This window comes from Vreelandella aquamarina, from assembly GCF_044805175.1.
Lineage (GTDB): Bacteria > Pseudomonadota > Gammaproteobacteria > Pseudomonadales > Halomonadaceae > Vreelandella > Vreelandella aquamarina_B.
Genome location: NZ_CP085232.1, coordinates 524671 through 541873 on the forward strand (window position 1 = coordinate 524671; position 17203 = coordinate 541873).

The 17203-nt window shown below is 57.8% G+C and carries 18 protein-coding genes; 8 read left to right on the plus strand and 10 right to left on the minus strand.

Going from position 1 to position 17203, the window contains the following annotated elements:
• Nucleotides 1-32: 32 nt before the first annotated feature.
• The 6 genes from LG300_RS02505 to LG300_RS02530 form a co-directional block, all read right to left on the minus strand.
• The gene (locus LG300_RS02505) at nt 33-1157 is read right to left on the minus strand and encodes a pyridoxal phosphate-dependent aminotransferase (protein WP_404376850.1); all 1125 of its coding nucleotides are present in this window, start codon (nt 1155-1157) and stop codon (nt 33-35) included.
• A gap of 26 nt (nt 1158-1183) precedes the next feature.
• Nucleotides 1184-2566 (minus strand): FAD-binding oxidoreductase, encoded by a 1383-nt coding sequence (locus LG300_RS02510; protein ID WP_404376851.1) that lies wholly within the window; start codon nt 2564-2566, stop codon nt 1184-1186.
• 49 nt (nt 2567-2615) lie between these two features.
• Complete coding sequence (locus tag LG300_RS02515; protein ID WP_404376852.1) at nt 2616-4247, minus strand: ABC transporter ATP-binding protein; 1632 nt, start codon at nt 4245-4247, stop codon at nt 2616-2618.
• Between the two features lie 27 nt (nt 4248-4274).
• Nucleotides 4275-5108, minus strand: coding sequence for an ABC transporter permease (locus LG300_RS02520; RefSeq protein ID WP_404376854.1), 834 nt, complete (start codon nt 5106-5108; stop codon nt 4275-4277).
• On the minus strand, nt 5105-6085 hold the full coding sequence (locus LG300_RS02525) for an ABC transporter permease (RefSeq protein ID WP_404376855.1): 981 nt from the start codon (nt 6083-6085) through the stop codon (nt 5105-5107). The genes LG300_RS02520 and LG300_RS02525 overlap by 4 nt, the downstream gene beginning before the upstream one ends.
• A gap of 76 nt (nt 6086-6161) precedes the next feature.
• Nucleotides 6162-7718, minus strand: a complete 1557-nt coding sequence (locus LG300_RS02530; protein ID WP_404376856.1) for an ABC transporter substrate-binding protein — start codon at nt 7716-7718, stop codon at nt 6162-6164.
• A 214-nt stretch (nt 7719-7932) separates the two neighbouring features.
• Here LG300_RS02530 and LG300_RS02535 point away from each other — a divergent pair, with 214 nt between their 5' ends.
• The 3 genes from LG300_RS02535 (at nt 7933) to LG300_RS02545 (ending at nt 10916) form a co-directional block, all read left to right on the plus strand.
• Nucleotides 7933-8643, plus strand: coding sequence for a GntR family transcriptional regulator (locus tag LG300_RS02535; RefSeq protein ID WP_404376857.1), 711 nt, complete (start codon nt 7933-7935; stop codon nt 8641-8643).
• Complete coding sequence (locus tag LG300_RS02540; RefSeq protein ID WP_404376859.1) at nt 8621-9664, plus strand: histone deacetylase family protein; 1044 nt, start codon at nt 8621-8623, stop codon at nt 9662-9664. The genes LG300_RS02535 and LG300_RS02540 overlap by 23 nt, the downstream gene beginning before the upstream one ends.
• Nucleotides 9665-9965: 301 nt before the next feature.
• Nucleotides 9966-10916, plus strand: coding sequence for a ribonuclease Z (locus tag LG300_RS02545; RefSeq protein ID WP_404376860.1), 951 nt, complete (start codon nt 9966-9968; stop codon nt 10914-10916).
• Between the two features lie 99 nt (nt 10917-11015).
• On the opposite strand, the gene LG300_RS02550 is transcribed toward LG300_RS02545, so the two are convergent.
• Both LG300_RS02550 and LG300_RS02555 read right to left on the minus strand, forming a co-directional pair.
• Nucleotides 11016-11288, minus strand: coding sequence for a Txe/YoeB family addiction module toxin (locus LG300_RS02550; RefSeq protein WP_404376861.1), 273 nt, complete (start codon nt 11286-11288; stop codon nt 11016-11018).
• On the minus strand, nt 11269-11541 hold the full coding sequence (locus LG300_RS02555; protein WP_404376862.1) for a type II toxin-antitoxin system Phd/YefM family antitoxin: 273 nt from the start codon (nt 11539-11541) through the stop codon (nt 11269-11271). The genes LG300_RS02550 and LG300_RS02555 overlap by 20 nt, the downstream gene beginning before the upstream one ends.
• A gap of 191 nt (nt 11542-11732) precedes the next feature.
• Here LG300_RS02555 and LG300_RS02560 point away from each other — a divergent pair, with 191 nt between their 5' ends.
• The 4 genes from LG300_RS02560 (at nt 11733) to brnA (ending at nt 13758) form a co-directional block, all read left to right on the plus strand.
• Nucleotides 11733-12386: a DsbA family oxidoreductase gene (locus LG300_RS02560; RefSeq protein ID WP_404376863.1), complete on the plus strand. Its 654-nt coding sequence runs from the start codon at nt 11733-11735 to the stop codon at nt 12384-12386.
• A gap of 80 nt (nt 12387-12466) precedes the next feature.
• Nucleotides 12467-13162, plus strand: a complete 696-nt coding sequence (locus tag LG300_RS02565; RefSeq protein WP_404376864.1) for an aspartate/glutamate racemase family protein — start codon at nt 12467-12469, stop codon at nt 13160-13162.
• Between the two features lie 74 nt (nt 13163-13236).
• Entirely contained in the window at nt 13237-13362 is a 126-nt protein-coding gene (locus LG300_RS02570) for a BrnT family toxin (protein WP_404376865.1), read from the plus strand.
• A gap of 126 nt (nt 13363-13488) precedes the next feature.
• Nucleotides 13489-13758, plus strand: a complete 270-nt coding sequence (brnA, locus tag LG300_RS02575) for a type II toxin-antitoxin system BrnA family antitoxin (RefSeq protein ID WP_399846518.1) — start codon at nt 13489-13491, stop codon at nt 13756-13758.
• 32 nt (nt 13759-13790) lie between these two features.
• On the opposite strand, the gene LG300_RS02580 is transcribed toward brnA, so the two are convergent.
• Together LG300_RS02580 and LG300_RS02585 are read right to left on the minus strand one after the other, a co-directional pair.
• A complete protein-coding gene (locus LG300_RS02580) occupies nt 13791-14987 on the minus strand; it encodes a homoserine O-acetyltransferase (protein ID WP_404376866.1) in 1197 nt (398 codons plus the stop codon).
• A 77-nt stretch (nt 14988-15064) separates the two neighbouring features.
• On the minus strand, nt 15065-16237 hold the full coding sequence (locus tag LG300_RS02585; protein ID WP_404376867.1) for a UbiH/UbiF/VisC/COQ6 family ubiquinone biosynthesis hydroxylase: 1173 nt from the start codon (nt 16235-16237) through the stop codon (nt 15065-15067).
• Between the two features lie 96 nt (nt 16238-16333).
• On the opposite strand from LG300_RS02585, the gene LG300_RS02590 reads away from it, so the two are divergent.
• The gene (locus LG300_RS02590; RefSeq protein ID WP_404376868.1) at nt 16334-17200 is read left to right on the plus strand and encodes an NAD-dependent protein deacetylase; all 867 of its coding nucleotides are present in this window, start codon (nt 16334-16336) and stop codon (nt 17198-17200) included.
• Nucleotides 17201-17203 lie beyond the last annotated feature (3 nt).

Genomic DNA, 17203 nt, shown 5'->3' on the forward strand with positions numbered 1-17203 from the left:
ATAGCCTTGGAATAGCACCGGGGCAAGCGTGACTACCCGTGCTGCTGAAGCGCTTTTTCCAGTGCGGCTAATCTGCCTGGGGTCAGCGCTTCTTCCACTGCCGTAATACGGATCACGTTGGCCAGTTCAGGGTGCGCAAGGCGGGCCACCAATACGCCCTCGGCCAGTAGCTCCTGGTGTACCGCAGCGGCCAATTCCGCGCTGGGAAGTCGAATGCCGATAAAGTTCGTCGCGCTGGGCAGCACGTCGGCACCCAGGCCGATAAAGTGCAGCGCCAACTGCTCGCGACGGGCTTTGACCGCCTCGATGTGCTGGTGTACTTCCTCGGGGTGATCCAGCACGACTTCAGCAGCGGCCTGGGTGAATGACGACACCGCGTAGTGAATACGCACCTTCATCATCATTGCCAGCACATCAGGTTCGGCAATGGCGTAGCCAATACGCATTCCGGCGAGGCCGTGAGCTTTGGAGAGCGTGCGTAGGCGAATCACTCCCGGAAGCGCTTGGCCAAGGAACTCGCTGCCCGCGTCATCACGAAAATCCCCGTAGGCTTCATCCAGCAGCAGCCAGCACTCGTCGGGCAGCGCTTCTCGCAGCTTGAGAATCGCGTTGTCGCTATGCAGGTGGCCGCTGGGGTTATCTGGGTTCGCTAAGTACACCAACCGCGCCTCTTCTTGATGGGCTGCTGCTGCTAGCGCTTCTAAGTCAGGGGCGAGTACACCGGGTGCTTCATGGTAGCTTGGCTCAATCAATCGGCAGCCCTGGCCCAAAGCGAAGTAACCGAAAGTGGGATAGGTACCTGCGGTACTTACTACAGCGTCTCCCGCCGTGCAGGTAGTGCGTAGTGCCAGGGCGATCAGGCTGTCGGCACCAGCATCCACCAGCAGATGCTCAAGAGGAATGTTCTGTTGCGCGCTCAAGCGTTGGCGTACCCCCAGTGCCTCGGCATCGCCATAGCAGTAAACGTGCTGCGCCACCGCATCGCCAAAGTGTTCCCGCAGGGCACGGTGGGGCATATCCAGCCCCTCGTTAGAGCCTAGTCGATGGGGAATTTCCCGGCCTAACCGACGCTCCAACACTTTAATGCCAGGGAAAGGGTTCACGGGCCCTTCACCAGTGAGGTGGTCAGGGTAGCGGGGCGTTTTATGAGAGGACATGGCCAAATCCTAAATATAAGAAGTGTTTAGCGTAAGATTTTACCGCGATTCAGCAGCCGGTGCGGGTCCAGCGCGTGCTTTAATGTCTGCATCAATTCCATTTCAGCCGCTGAACGGCAGGTGCTTAGCCAGGGTCGCTTCTCCAAGCCAATACCGTGTTCGGCCGAGATCGAGCCGCCTAACGTTGCCAGCGGTTGATAGACCATGGCTTCCACCTCGCGACGTACCGACACCTCGGCACTCCCGGCGCTGACGGAAATATGCAGGTTGCCATCGCCTAGGTGGCCAAACACGACCAGCCGCGCATCGGGCCAGCGCTGGGTCAGCTGGGCCTCCAGCTCATCGGTGTAGCGCTGCATTTCAGCAATCGGCAGGCTAACATCGAAGGTGAATAACGGCGCCAGCCCTTGGATGAGCCCCTCAATATCCTCACGAATGGCCCATAAACCATCGCGCTGGGTACTGGATTGTGCAATCACCGCATCGACAATGAGTTCCTGCGCTAAGGCGCTCTCTAGCGCTTCACGAAATTGGGTAGCATTGCGTTCGGCATCACTGCCCAAAGATTCGATAATGACATAGAAAGGGTGCTCGGTAGCAATCGGCGGGTTGTGGCGGCCCAGCGTTTCGGTGAGCAGTCGGTAGTGGTTTTGCCACATGACCTCGAAGGCGCCAAGGCTTCCTCCCAGTGCTTTGCCCATCTGGCTGAGTAGCCCGGTTAAAGCCTCAAACGAAGGGCAGGCCACCAGCGCCGTTTGTTCGCTGGGGGTAGGTGGCTGCAGGCGTAGCACCGCGCGGGTCACAATGCCCAGGGTACCTTCGCTGCCGATAAACAGCTGCTTCAAATCGAATCCGGCGTTGTTTTTCAGCATGCGATTCATGGAGCTGACCACGCGGCCGTCGGCCATTACCGCTTCCAGGCCAAGCACCTGCTGACGCATCATGCCGTAGCGAATCACCCTAACGCCGCCAGCGTTGGTGGCGATATTGCCACCAATCGTGCAGCTGCCCCGCGCGCCCAAATCTAGCGGGAACTGTAGGCCCACCTCTCTGGCGGCATCCTGAACCCGTTGCAGCGGTGCCCCTGCCTGCACGGTGAGGGTGCCGCTCACTTGATCAATCTCTTCAATCGCGCTCATACGCTCCAGCGAGATCACCAGCTCATCCGGGCTAGCCTCTGCGCCGTGCACTAGCCCGGTTAATCCGCCGTGGGTCACCACCGGCTGCTGCAACTCATAGCAGGCGCGCATCACTTTGGAAAGTTGCTCGGTATCCGCTGGGCGAACGATCGCGCCTGCTTGACAAGGAGTTCCCGTCATCCAATCCACGCGACGGCTGTGCACATCGTCGCCAGTCAATACATGGGCCGGGCCAACAATAGCGCGCAGCGCCTCCAGGGTTATTTGCATGTATTTTCCTTAGCTTGTCTTTCTCATTTTGTCTTGCCCATTCGATAAATTACGCTGTCGCCGCTACGGGGGCTTCGCGGCCGGGAATGGCCTTGAGCAGATCCTGGGTGTAAGCCTCTTGTGGAGCGAGGAAAATCTGCTCAGCGCTGCCTTGCTCAACAATGCGACCGTGCTGCATGACCACTATGCGGTCGCAGATATGCGCGGCGACACGCAAGTCATGGGTAATGAATAGCAGCGAGAGTGAAAGGCGCTGCTTTAACTCCTCCAGTAGCTCCAGCACCTGGGCCTGAATCGACACATCCAACGCCGAGACGGCTTCGTCTGCGACGATCAGTTCGGGGTTAAGCGCTAACGCCCTGGCAATGCCGATGCGCTGACGCTGACCGCCAGAAAATTCGTGAGGAAAGCGCTCCACGGCGCTGGCGCCCAAGCCCACCATGTCGAGCAGCTCGCCCGCCTGCTTGAGCGCTGCAGCTTTGGGCGTGCCGTTGGCAATCGGCCCCTGGGCTATGGCCATGCCTACTTTGGTGCGTGGGTTGAGCGAAGCGTAAGGATCTTGGAAGATCATCTGCACTCGGTGGCGTTCCCGGCGTAGCGCATCGCCTTTGAGCTGGGAGAGATTTACCCCATCGAGCAGCAGCTCGCCGCTATCGGGGTGCTCTAAACGCACCACGCAGCGCCCGAGAGTGGATTTTCCAGAGCCGGACTCACCGACAATACCTACCGTTTCGCCCCGGGCCAGAGTGAGCGAAACATCATCAAGGGCATGCACTTCACGGGAAGGCTTGAGCCAACCGCCCCGAGAACGAAACACTTTGCTCAGCTGCTTGATCTCTAGCAGTGGAGCGACCTGACTGGTTTCTCGGTGGGGAGGTACTGCGTTGCTGGGAATGGCTGCGATTAGTGCTTGGGTATAGGCGTCCTGAGGGGTTTCGAGTACCGGTTTGGCGTCGCCTAGTTCAACAATCTTGCCGTGGCGCATGACACAGACACGGTTGGCGATTTCGGCCACTACGCCAAAGTCATGGGTGATAAACATCACGGCCATACCGCGCCGCTGCTGCAAGTCGCGGATCAGTTCCAGAATCTGCGCCTGGGTAGTGACATCTAGCGCCGTAGTGGGCTCATCGGCAATCAGCAAAACGGGCTCCAACGCCAGCGCCATGGCGATCATGACCCGCTGGCGCTGGCCGCCGGAAAGCTCAAACGGGTAGGCGCGAATGGCTTTCTCTGGCTGTGGAATGCCCACTTCGATCAACAGCTCCAGCGCGCGGGCCTGGCGCTCTTTGGGGGTGAACTGGCCGTGAGCCTCGAACACCTCGGCAATTTGCGCGCCTACCCGCATCAGCGGGTTAAGGGCGGTCATTGGCTCCTGGAAGATCATGCCAATTTTTAGCCCGCGCAGGGCGCGGTGCTGCTTTTCCGACAGGGCAAGTAGATCCTGCCCTTCAAAGAGTATCTCGCCCTGGGTGGCGTGTACGCCTTTGGGCAGTAGCCCCATTACGGCATTGGCGGCCATCGATTTACCGGAGCCGGACTCGCCCACCACGCACATGATTTCGCCGCGCTTCACCTCGTAGCTCACGTCCTCCACTGCTAGGGCACGATCCGCCCCTTTGGGGAGCGCAATATTGAGGTCGCGAATGCTGAGGACGGTTTCTGTCGATGCTTCATTCATAACAGGCACTCCAGCCATAACAAACGCCTAGCGCTCGCGTGATAGTTTGGGGTTCAGTGCGTCGTCTAACCCTTCACCCACCAGGTTTAATGCCAGTACGGTGAGCAGAATTGCTACCCCTGGGAAGAAGCTCAGCCACCACGCCTGGCGAATCACCGTACGCGCCGCGCCGATCATATAGCCCCAAGACATCACGTTCGGGTCGCCCAAGCCGAGAAACGACAGCGCGGACTCCAACAAAATAGCGGTAGCGACCATCAACGAGGCCAGCACGATAATGGGCGACAGCGTATTGGGCAGAATTTGGCGCAGGATAATCGTGGTGTTGGACTGACCGACCAAGCGCGCGGCTTCGACATACTCGCGGTTGCGCAGCGACATAAACTCGGCGCGCACTAAGCGGGCCACCGGCGGCCAACTGACAATCGCGATCGCCAGCACGATGGAGGTGATGCTGGGCTGCATAATCGCCACCAGTACAATCGCCAGCGCGAAGTTGGGAATGGTCTGGAAGAACTCGGTAAAGCGCATCAAGATGTCGTCAATCAAGCCGCCGTAGTAACCGGCAATAGCACCAAGCGGCACACCAATCAGCAGCGCCACGCTGGTGGATACCAGCCCAATCAGCAGCGATACCCAGGCACCGTGCATTAAGCCTGAGGCCACGTTGCGGCCCATGGTGTCGGTGCCCAGGGGAAAGCCATCTTGCGAGAGCGGCGGCAAGAAGGGCCGCTGCACCATACGCCAGGGGGATTCAGGAAACAGCAACGGCGCCAGTATGGCCATGGCGATAATCAGCAGCAGGATGATCAGCCCGATGAGGGCGCCACGGTTTTGCGCGAAGCGTGCGAAAAAGCTCATGAGGCCCCCTTCTTGATGCGTGGATCAGCCAGGCTGTACACCAAATCGGTAATGATGTTGAAGACAATCACCAACGCCGCCGAGAAGAAGAAAATGCCCAGCAGTAGGTTGTAGTCACGCTGCTGCAGCGCTTCGAACATCAGCCGCCCAATGCCGGGCCAGGCAAATACAGTTTCGGTCAGGATCGCCCCGCCGACCATCTGCCCCGCCTGCAGGCCTGCTAATGTGATGATCGGCAGCAGCGCGTTACGCAACACATGGCGGCGCTGAATAATGCTGGGCTTCAAGCCTTTGGCGCGGGCGGTTTTGACGTAATCCTGCTGAGCGGCATCCAACATCGACGTGCGCGTCATGCGGGTGTAAATCGCCATAAAGAACAGCGCCAGCGTGGTGGCGGGCAATACCAAGTGCTTGGCCACATCGAGCACCAGCGCCAACCCCGTATGGCCCGCCCCCACGGTGTAAAGCCCATAGGCGGGTAGCCAGCCCAGGTAAACGGAAAATACCACCACCGACATCAGTGCGACCCAGAACAACGGCGTGGCGTAGAACACCAGCGCCAGTGCCATGATCAGTGAGCCAGAGGGCTTCTTGACCCGCGCGGCGGCCATGGAACCCGCCACAATGCCCAGTACCAGCGAAAGCACAAAGGCGGTGCCAGTCAGCAACAGGGTGGCGGGCAGGCGATCCATAATCAGATCAAACACCGGCACGCCCAGTCGGTAGGAGTAGCCGAAATCGAGCATGGCGATACCCGACACGTAATGCCACAGCTGTACATACATCGGTTGGTCGAGCCCAAAGCGCTCGCGCAACTGATCGAGAAACTCCTGGTCAGCAGCACCTGCTTCGCCGGCCAGAATGGCGGCCGGGTCGCCGGGGGCCAGCTGAATCAGCAGGAAGTTAAAAATAACGATTAAAAACAACACAATCACGGCCTTGAGAAGCCGCATTAGGATGAGGCGCGCGTAAACCATAAGTCGTTTCCTGACGAATACCTTCAAGGCGTGGCTGGAAAACCCAGGTAGCAGGCGCTACCTGGGTGGCTTGGGTTTAGCGATCTAGCCAAGCATCTTTAAAGCCGTCGTTAACACCCACGCCGGAGGTGACTAGGTTTTTCACATCACAGCGGTAAAGAGTCGGGAAGCCCAGCTCCATCAGCCAGCCAACGGGCACGTCTTCATGGAGGATTTCCTGTACTTCGCGGTAAAGTTTTTCGCGCTCTTCGTCGGGGAATGCCGTGGCGGCCTCGTTGAAGAGTTCGTCGACACGCTCGTTTTCGTAGCCCTCTACGTTATTCCAAGGCGAGCCTTTGGCAATGTTGTCGGAAAGGTAGGTGCGTGAAATACCCAGCGCTGGGTCGCCGTACTGGTAGAGGTAGGTAAATGCCAGGTCGTAATCCCAATCGCCCAGGCGCTGGTTCCAGCCGCCCACGTCGGTGGCCTGTGTCTCGACATTGATGCCTACTTCGCGCAAGTTCTGCTGCACGGCTTCGGCCCAGCGGGTCCAGGTTTCGCCGTAGGGCAGCGGCAGAATCGTGATCTCTTCACCGTCGTAGCCCATTTCATCCAGCAGCTCGCGGGCGCGGTCTGGATTGTAGTCGTAGGGTTCTAGGTCATCATTCTGGAAGCGTGCATTGGAGCCAAAGGCGGAGAGCGGCACATTGCCCAGACCGTTCCACAGAACATCTTTGGCGAACTCGCGATCCATGGCGTACATCACTGCTTGACGGAAGCGCTTGTCAGCGGTGGGACCTTCGCGGTTGTTCATCCACAGCATGGCAAAGGGGCTGAAATATTCGTGGCCCTCTTCGGTCATGCAGACGTTATCCATCTCGGCTAGGCGAGGAATGTCGAAGTTCTCGACAGTGCCGCTGGGCAGTACGTCAATGGTCTCGTTCTCAAACGCCACCGCACGGGAAGCACCGTCAGGAATGATGTGCCAATTAACGCCATCCAGGTAGGGCAGGCCCTCTTCGTAATACTCTTCGTTCTTGACCAGTTCAATCACCGTGCCGCGCTCCCAGTTGGAGAACTTGAACGGGCCGGTGCCGATGGGGTGATCGTTGTGCTCGTTATTACGGAAATCGGTACCTGCGTACAGGTGTTCAGGCACCATGGTAAAGGTGCCTGCTTCGAAGGAGATCAGGAACGGGCCGAAGGGTTGCTTCAGCGTAAATACAACGGTGTGATCGTCGGTGGCTTCGATACTCTCCACGTGCTGCAGCACGGCGCGGGCGCTGGGGTTCAACTCACGGTGGAAAACATCGGCGGAGAACACCACATCTTCAGCGGTGAAGGGCTCTCCATCGTGCCAGGTAACGTTTTCTCTCAGGTGGAAGGTGTAGGTGCGACCATCATCGCTGACCTCCCACGACTCCGCCAATTGCGGCATGGGCTCTAGGTCGGTGGTGTAACGGAGTAAGCCCTCATAAATATTGCCCGCTACGGTGCGGGTGGGCGCGTTCTGAATCATACCCAGCACTAGGCCCGGTGGCTCTGGCTGAATAATCGTGTTGATGGTACCGCCCTGTTTGGGGTCTTCGGCCAGGGTGGTGGTTGAAACGGCGAGTGCTGCAGCGGAAATGGCCAAAGCCAATGGGGTCTTCATGTTTCCTGCTCCTCAGTTATTAGCACGTAACAGGCTTACGTAGTCGTTAGGCGAGCGAGGCGTGACGGTTCAGGCCCGATTGTGATGTTTATTGGGGACCTGTTTTGACCATAGCAGTGGTTGGAAAAACTGTCGACAGTCGTCAATCGGCCGTCGACAAAGACGGTTTTTGCGTCATACTAAAAGTACGTAATACTTAATATGAGTGTAAATTATGGCCCCACCGCTAGCGGCGCCAAGCGCCTTTATTCAGCAACATAATCTCGTTGAACAGGTGGCCGACTACTTAACCCAAGCGATTATTCAGCAACACTTTTTACCCGGCGAACGGCTTTCTGAAGTACAGCTCTCCCGTGAGCTAGGAGTCAGCCGGGCACCGGTTCGTGAGGCGGCGCGCTTGCTGGAAAGCAGAGGTTTGCTGATCTCAAAACCCCGGCGAGGTTTTTTCGTTCGGGCGTTGAATGCCGTTGAATTAGAGGACGTCTTTGACCTGCGTTTATGTTTGGAACGGCACGCGATTCAGCGTTTATCCGAGCATTACAGTGCTGGGGTTGAGCGTGCCCTAAAGCAGCAGGTAGAGGTACTGTGTGAGGCAGCGGCCAGCAACGATGGCACGCGCCGCATTGAGGAAGACTTACAGTTTCACCGCCTGATGCTGCACTACGCGGGCAACGAGCGGCTGCTGCGCGCCTTCGACAACCTGACCCACGAGCTGCGCCTGTGTATCACACTTATCACCAAGACCCATGAAGCCCCCGACACCATCGCGACCAGCCATTACAAGCTGTTGGATGCGCTCGCCAGTGGCCGCCCAGACGCTTGCCGTGAGGCGATTGATTACCATATCGGGGTGGCCCGCGATTTTGTGGTGAAGGGAGTGGGAGACACTGGAGACCATACCCATGAAGACGTTCTTCCACGCTGACCAGGCGCTTCATCAGCCGCAAACCTACTTCTCCCGGGGAAAAATGCGCACGCCTCAGGAAGTTCCTGATCGTGCTATGCACCTGCTAGCTGCCGCCAAAAGGCTTGGGTTTGAGCTCCAGGCACCTGTTAATCATGGCATGGGGCCGCTAAGGGCGGTGCATTCGCTGGCCTATCTACGGTTTCTGGAAAGTGCCCACCGGCGCTGGCATGCCCTGGGCGAAGACTGGGGGGAGGAGGTGATCTCTAATATCTTCGTGCGCTCACCCAACGCCCTGCGGGGCATATTAGCGGAAGCCGCGCGCTACTTAGCGGATGGCAGTGCACCGGTGGGGCAGCATACCTGGCAGTCGGCTTATTGGTCGGCGCAGAGTGCCGTGGCTGGGGCAGAGGCGTTGCTGGCCGGGGAGCGGTTTGCCTACGCGTTATCGCGCCCGCCGGGCCATCACGCGGGCATCGATTCTGCCGGTGGCTTCTGCTTTCTCAACAATGCTGCCATTGCTGCACAGCATCTCACCTCGCGCTACCCGCGTATCGTCGTGCTCGACCCGGATATGCACCACGGCCAAGGCATTCAAGAAATTTTCTACCAGCGCGACGATGTGCTGTATATCTCGATTCACGGCGATACCACCAACTTCTACCCGGCAGTATCCGGCTTTGAAGAGGAGCGTGGGCAAGGCGCGGGGCTGGGCTACAACCTCAACCTACCGATGCCCCACGATTCAGAAGAAGCAGTGTTCTTTGACCGCTTGGAGGAGGCTTGCCAAGCTATTCGCCTGTTCGAGCCGGATGCCATTGTTCTGGCACTGGGTTTCGATATTTACGAGCGCGACCCCCAAGCCAAGGTCGCCGTTTCTACCGCGGGATTTGCGGAACTTGGCCGCCGGGTAGCGGGCCTGAATGTACCCACGTTGGTGGTGCAAGAGGGCGGCTACTACCTGGAAGGGCTGGAAGCCAATGCGGTGAGCTTTTTTGAGGGGCTGTTGGGCAGAATAGGAAGTACTTCGAGGACGTTTTAGAGATTGAGGAAAAATATGTAGCTTCAATTGCGCTTTCCCATTCTTTACCAGGTGCTAACAAGCGAACTGATATTGATGGGCCAGATTTTGCTGATTTACTCTACGCTCAATATGCTTCAGAGCAAGCTAAGAATCCATAATAACCGCATCAATTCGTCCGCAAGTGGATTACCTGCGTGATCCTTTGCATGGCCTCACAACCTAACGCTCAGCGTATGCTGCAAGTGAGAACGATAACGATGAGGTTGGTCCGCTCTGGCACGTGATAACCTGCATCACCGCTACCGATCTGAGCAACACCATGAACCTACTCTTCCTAGGCACTTCCGCCGGTGTACCCACCAAACAACGCAACGTCTCTGGCATCGCCCTGCGCGAGAGCAAAGGCAAGGGCTGGTACCTGATCGATTGTGGCGAGGGCACCCAGCATCAGGTGTTGCACACCAAGCTGTCGTTTCATTCGCTGAAGGCCATCTTGATTACCCATGTACACGGCGACCACTGCTACGGGCTGCCGGGCATTCTGGCCAGTGCGGCCATGGGCGGGCGCACGGCACCACTGACCATTGTGGCACCAAAGGGCATTCAAGACTGGCTGGAAGCCACGTGTGCGGTCACGCAGCTCTGCTTGCCTTTCGCCCTTGAGTTTATCTGCTCCGATGATCTGCCCTGCGTCGAATTCGAGAATATGGCGGTGGCGACGTGTGCGCTTTCCCATCGGGTGCCGTGCTATGCCTATGCGTTCACCGAGCGCAATGTGGAGGCTGCTCTGGACGTGGATAAACTGGCCCAGCAAGGCATTCCCAGAGGGCCTGTGTGGGGGCAGTTGAAGCAGGGGAGGGATGTGGCGTTTGAAGGCAAGCCGCTGCGCAGCCAGAATTATCTGCTGTTCAAACATGCCCCCAGAAAAGTGGTGATTGCCGGAGACAACGACCAGCCCGAGCTGTTGGCGGAGGCGTGCGCTGGGGCACAGGTGTTGGTGCACGAAGCCACCTACACCGAAGCAATGGCCGAAAAGGCCGGTGAGGTAGGGCATAGTTACGGCAAGCAGGTTGCGGCGTTTGCCGAGCGGGTCAAGCTGCCCAACTTGGTGCTCACCCACTTTAGCCCTCGTTATCCGCTTATCTCCCATACCTCGCCTTCCATTGAGAATATCCGCAAAGAGGCGCAAAGCGTCTATTCAGGCGCGCTCTACATGGCACGGGATTTTAGCGAATACAGCTTGGATAAAGCGGGGGCTTTACTGAGATAGCGAGTGAATAATTGTTTTGTGCTTAGGCGAAGCTTCGCCGCTAACCAGTAGGGTGAGTGAAGCTGTGTGTTCTTGCCGTCTAGAAGGCGTTGATTTCTTTCAGTGCTGATCGTAATGCCCACCGATAGCGAAGACATAAATAGAGGTATCGTCGAAGCTGTAAATCAAGCGATCTTTTTGGGAGATGCGCCTGGACCAGAGGCCCGAGAGGTTGTGTTTGAGCGGTTCAGGCTTGCCTAAGCCAGAGGAGGGATCGTCAGAGCGCAGCATTTCCTTGAGCAATTTACACAGTGCTTTGTGAAGGCGCTTGTCCTTTTCGCGCATGGCTTCATACGCTTCCCAGGTATTCCCTTCAAATACCAGCGATCTCATTCATTTGCTCTTCGGTCGGTTGGTAGCCCTGACGGCGTTTATGTGTCTCAAGGGAGTTGGCAATTTGCTGCGTCAGTGCGCTGCTTTGAAGTACGTGAAGGGTTTCTTGCTCTCGTTCCCAATCATCTGCGCTGATCACTACAAAAGCTTCGCCAGCGCGCCGAGTGACCTTGAGGGGTTCGTGACGGCTGATGACTTGCTCGACAACACTTTTCAGGTTGTCTCTAAACTTATTGACGCTGATTGTGTCCATGTTGGCCACCTTTTAAGTACGGGAATGCGGTACAAATATACACCCGGGATGTGTGCAAGACAAAGGCACTCAACTCATTTCTATACACCAGGAAGGGGGTGCCGCCCTGGTGAAATTTGTGTTGTTCATGATACAAGCCAGGACTTATCGTCATTTCACCCTGATGACCGAGCCCAACAAGGAGACTTTCCATGCAAAAGGTAAGAATCGACCTAGTATCCGATGTGGCCTGCCCGTGGTGCGCCATTGGCTACCGGCGTTTGGAGCAAGCGCTAGAGACACTCAAGGGCGAGATCGACGTTGAGCTGGTCTGGCAGCCTTTTGAACTGAACCGCGATATGCCGCCTGAAGGCGAGCCGATTCTGGAGCACTTGTGCCGCAAGTATGGCAAGGACGCGGCCAGTATGGAGCAGTCCCAGCGCGAGATTATGGCCGCCGCCGAGGAGCTTGGGCTGAATTTCCGGGGTGCCCTGGAACGTCGGGCGAACAATACCTTCGCCGCCCACCGCGTGCTGGCGTGGGCCGGAACGCAACACCAAGAGACGGCGCTTCAGTTGGCTCTATTTGAGGCCTACTTCGGTGAAGCGAAAAATCCTGCCGACCCAGCGGTGCTGCGTGAGAAGGCCATTGAGGTTGGGCTGGACGGCGACACCGCCGAGGCCATCGCCCGCTCCGATCAGTACACGGAGGAAGTACGTGAAGCCGAGCAGCGCTTTATGGATGCGGGAGTAAACGCCGTACCCGCATTTATTCTCGATGGTCGCTACCTGATTTCCGGTGCTCAGCCCGCCGAGGTACTGGTGGATGCGCTGCGCCAAGTGGCCGAAGAGAACGCTAATAGCTAATGTGTGAGAAGCCCTGCCTGAAGGCGGGGTAGCACTCTCAGCATATCCTTTTCCAAGCACCAACTTGTGAACGCGACTCTATGAAAACCATCGGCTTAATCGGCGGTATGAGCTGGGAATCCACGCAGACCTACTATCGCCTCATCAACCAGCATGTGCGCACGGCGCTGGGCGGGCTGCATTCGGCTAAGATGGTGCTGTACAGCGTCGATTTTGCCGAGATAGAGAAGCTACAGCATCAAGGCAACTGGCAGGCCACCGCTGAGATACTGGCGGCGGCGGGCAAAGCGGTCGAGGCGGCAGGGGCCGATTTTCTGGTGCTGTGTACCAACACCATGCACAAGGTGGCTGAGCCGCTGGAAGCGGCGGTCTCCATTCCGCTGCTGCATATCGCCGACGCCACGGCCCAGGTGCTGCAACAGCAGGGCATTACCTGCGTGGGGCTGCTCGGCACGCGGTTCACCATGGAGCAGGCATTTTATATCGAGCGCCTTCAGCGCCATGGCATCGAGGTGGTGGTGCCCACCGAGCCACAGCGCGAGCGTGTGCACTCGGTAATTTACCAAGAGCTGTGCTTGGGCGTTGTAAAAGCAGATGCCAAAGCTGACTACCTAAATATCGTCGATTCGCTGGCTGAGCGCGGCGCGCAGGGCGTGATTTTAGGCTGTACAGAGATTGGTCTGTTGATTCAGCAAGCCGATACGAGCGTGCCGCTGTTCGATACCACCGAGATCCACGCGGAGCAGGCAGTGCAGCGGGCGTTGGAGCGTGGTTAGGCATAAAGATATGCTGCACATATTCCTAGCTTTAAAATCTTGTTGAGTGAGTAAAAAAGAAATAATTTATACTCATGGGCGAGTTTGAATTTGACGATAATAAAAGTCAGACCAACCTTGAAAAGCACGGTATTGATTTTGAAGCGGCACAAGCGCTGTGGAAGGATCCATATCTGCTAGAAATTCGTGCAAAATCATAGGGCGAACCAAGATTTTTGCTAATAGGCATGATCAGTGAAAAACACTGGTCGGCGGTCGTCACCTACCGAGAAGGGCGTATTCGGTTAATTTTGTTAGGCGCTCTCGCAAAAAGGAGGTAGAACTCTATGAAAGCTAAAGAATTCGATAAAAAGTTCGATGAAAATCAAAATGATATAATCGACGATCTTGACTTGTCCACGGCTCGGCGTGTGAATCAGGAGCAAAAACGGATTAACGTAGATTTTCCTGCATGGGTAGTGGAGTCACTAGACCGTGAGGCTGCGAGAATTGGTGTTACGCGCCAGTCTATTATCAAAGTTTGGTTGGTTGAGCGTCTTCAAGCTGAAGCGGCTCATCAACCTCTGAGCCATGACACGGTGGGCGGTACTCACTAGCGCTGGCTCCCAAGAAGCCAGCGCGTTCTCCCTTACTGCAAAAACTCCCGCAACGTATCGCTGGCTTGCTCGATGGAGACGACGCCATCCAGGTGGCCTCGGTTGCCTTCCAGCGTTTCCAAGGTTACCTCGGTGCCGTCTGCTTCAATCAGCTCGGCGGTGCGGCGCACGCCTTCGGGGGCGAAGACCAGGTCGTTCTCGCTATACAGCATCAGCGTGGGGGCTTCGATGGCGGCTAGGCCTGCTTCTAAGGAGTCGCCGTGGCCTGCCATAAAGGTTTGGTTGGCGCGCACTAGGTAGAGCAGGTGGTTGGCATCGGAGAGCTTCGCCCGTGCGCCGGCGATGTCATCTAGGGTTTGCTCGATGGCGTAGCGGGCGTTGATATCCTGGGCGGGGTCGCGAGCGTCATCCGCCCAATCACGGTTGAACGCTTCGTTGGCCCACTGCCAGTGGTTGGCATTGAGTGTGACCAGCTTCAGCGCCTCTTTAAGCCCCTCGGTGGGCGGCTCTCCGTCGTAGTAGTCGCCTTCGTTCCAGTTGGCATCCAGGCGAATCGGCGCGGCCCAGGCGCTGAGCGTGGCCAGCAGCCAAGGGTCGGCCACACCGCCGCCAATCACAGGGATCAACCGCTCAACGCGTTCAGGGTAAGCGCTGGCCCACTCGATAGCCTGCAGGGCGCCCATAGAAGCGCCCATCACCGCATGCAGCGATTCAATGCCTTGGCTTTCCAGCAGAGCGCGCTGCACTTCGACAAAGTCACGAATAGTCACGACTGGGAAGTCCATGCCCCAGGGCTCGCCGGTATCAGGGTTGATGGAGGCTGGCCCGGTGGTAATAACGTTAGGGTCATTCGCCCCCAGGTTGACCAGCGTATCGGAGGAGATGATGTAGTACTCATCGGTATCCAGCGATTTGCCGGGGCCGATGATGGCATTCCAGTAGCCGGTGGGTTCACCATCAGCCCCATAGCGGCCTGCCGCGTGGCTGGTGCCGGAGAAGAAGTGGGTAATCAAAATAGCATTATCTCGGGCTTCGTTAAGCTCGCCGTAGGCTTCCCAGCCTACTGTCACGTTAGGGATTGTCTCTCCGCCCTGGGTGGTAAAGCTCTCCATCTCGAACGTCTGCTTCTCGACCACGCCATCCCATGCCCATAAGGGCGTGGCCAGCAGCAGGCCTAGGCCGGTTAACGTAGCAGCCGTGACAAACGCGTGTGGTTGTTTGCGTCGCATACGCTTTCCTTTTTTGAGGGGTTATTGTGATTGTTTTAGGGCTGCTGATGGCAGCCACTCCCTCAGCATAGACAGCGTTAGATGATTTTGAACGGATTTAGCCCATTGGCCTGCTGCATCATCATACGTTTGGCAAAAGGCACCCGCTCGGCCAAGTGTAGGCTGAGATCGCCCAGTTGGCGCAGCGGTTTTGCGCCGGTGAATAGGTGGTGGAAGCTGTCGGTGGCGGCAATCATCGCTTGGTTGGCGAGGCGGCGCTGGCATTCGAAGCGGTGCAGGCTGATGTGGTCGCCGGGGTCGCGGCCTTTGATGATCAGCTCGGCTAGGGTGTCGGCGTCGTGTAGGCCGATGTTCAACCCTTGCCCGGCGAGCGGGTGTACCACGTGGGCGGCGTCTCCAATCAGCGCTAGGCGTTTGCCAATGTAGCGCTTGGCGTGCTGGCGCTTAATCGGGAAGCTGGCCCGCGCCACAATGCGGGTAAGCTTGCCCAAACGTTGGGGGAAGGTGGTTTCAATGGCGTGCTGGAGCGCGTTGTCGGAAAGCTGTTCGCGGGCTTTGGTGGCTTCATCGCTGTCGTACCACACTAGCGAGGCGCGATGGCCGGGTAGCGGCAGCATGGCAATCGGGCCGGTAGGGGTGAAGCACTGCCAACTGACATCTTGCTGGGGTAACTCGGTCTCGACGTTAATAATCATCGCCCGCTGGTGGTAGTCGTAGCGGGTAACGCCAATGCCCGCCAGCTCGCGCAGCGTAGAGTGCGCGCCGTCGGCACCCACAATCAGCCGGGCGCTCAGGGTTTTGCCGTTATCCAGTTCCAACATACGGGCGGTGGTGGCCGCCATAGTGCTCAGCGGGGCGCACTGAGTATAGCAGGTCACGCTGGGCAGCTGCTCCAAGCGCTGCCACAAGGCATACTGCAGGGCGCGGTTTTCGATAAAGATACCGAAGTCGTTCATGCCGCTCTCTTCGGCGGAGAACACGGAGTGGCCGGTGCCATCCTGATTCGCCACATCGATATGCCGGAACGGGCAGATGCGCTCATTGGGCAGCATGGTACCGCTGGCTTTTACAAAGGCGAGCGAGCGGGCGTTCAGCGATGAAATACGCAGGTCGTAATCGCCGCTGGCGGGCGTGGGGGCGCTGCCGCGCTCCACCAAGCCTACGGAAATGCCTGCCTGGCCTAGCCTTGCCGCCAGGGCCGCGCCCACCATGCCGCCACCGACAATAATAATCTCGTGATCCCACTGCATGAGAGGCTCCTTACTCCGCTATCGAGGGCACATTGCATGTGCTTATATTGTCATACAGTATCGTTGACTTGTCGCAGTATTGCCTAGGGTGATCCATTGACGCAGGCCGTAGAAAGTTCAAAAAGTAGCGAAAGCAGCGTGGTCGCTGGCGAAGCGCTGGCGGCGTTTATCCAACGCCACCCCAAACTCTGGGTGATTACCGGGGCGGGGGTGAGTACCGACAGCGGGATTCCCGATTACCGCGATGCCGATGGGCAGTGGAAGCGTCCGCCGCCGGTGCAGCACGGTGATTTTATGAGTTCCTTTGCCGTACGCCAGCGCTACTGGGCGCGGGCGCTGGTGGGCTTTAAAGCCATGCGCGAAGCCCAGGTGAGTGGGGCGCATCGGGCGCTGGCGGAGCTTGAGGCGATGGGCTATGTGGAGCTGCTGGTGACGCAAAACGTTGACCGACTGCACCAGCGGGCGGGCTCGAAAAAGGTGATTGATCTTCACGGCAGGGCGGACGTGGTGGCCTGTATGGCGTGCGGCTATCAAATGATGCGTCACGCCATGCACAGCGAAATGGCCCGTATGAACCCTGCTTTCGCCGCGCTGGAAGCCCACCACGCGCCGGATGGTGATGCGGATCTGGAAACCGATTTCTCCACTTTTAAAGTGCTGGACTGCCCCCGCTGCCGGGGCATCCTAAAACCCCAGGTGGTGTATTACGGCGATGTGGTGCCTACTGTACGTCGGCTGGCGGCCCAGGCGGCGCTTCAGCAAGCCGATGCGGTGCTGACGGTGGGGACGTCGTTGATGGTCTATTCCGGCTACCGCTTCTGCCGCGATGCCCACGCGATGGGGCTGCCCGTGGCATCGCTCTCGCTGGGTGTGACTCGTGCCGATGGGTTCTTAACCCACCAGTGGCGCGCGCCACTGACGCCGGTGCTGGAATATGCGGTTGGGCGTCTGAAAAAGGGCTAACGT